The following is a 439-nucleotide window of genomic DNA, read 5'->3' on the forward strand; positions in this document are numbered from 1 at the left end:
ATTAACGTGAAAATGAACATGATGAAAACATCACTTGCTGCTGCCTTGCTTTTTACTCTTGCTGGTTGTCAATCGACAGCAGAATCAGACGGAGCTGCTGAGCCTATTGTTAATTTATCTCAAGAGGAAGTTGTTGCCTTCATGGCCGCTTGTGACAACCCAGATAGTATGGCGAAAGGCCCGATTTCTAAACCTCTGTTTGTCGTAGGCACGTTTGCTGATTCTGATTGGAAACATGTACCTCAACGTAAGTATATATACAAAGGCAATAACTTCTATCAAGTGGTGACGCAAGAAAAATCAGGCTCTTACAAAATGCAGTATGCGACAGAGTTGTGGTCCCCTCAATTTACTGCAAAAGGTAATGTAATGAATGTTGGTGAATTAACGCCACTCACATTTGGTGGTTACGGTACAGATACTTCGGTTGATATTGATG

1 protein-coding gene is annotated in these 439 nt (G+C 41.5%); it reads left to right on the plus strand.

The features are described 5' to 3' along the window. Positions 1-12 precede the first annotated feature (12 nt). Positions 13-439 (plus strand): glycosidase (locus AB4486_RS24330; RefSeq protein ID WP_372119200.1); only part of this gene is annotated, 427 nt, incomplete at its 3' end.

Origin of the sequence: Vibrio sp. 10N.222.55.C6 (assembly GCF_041473395.1) — a bacterium.
In the GTDB taxonomy this organism is placed as follows: Bacteria; Pseudomonadota; Gammaproteobacteria; order Enterobacterales; family Vibrionaceae; genus Vibrio; species Vibrio crassostreae_C.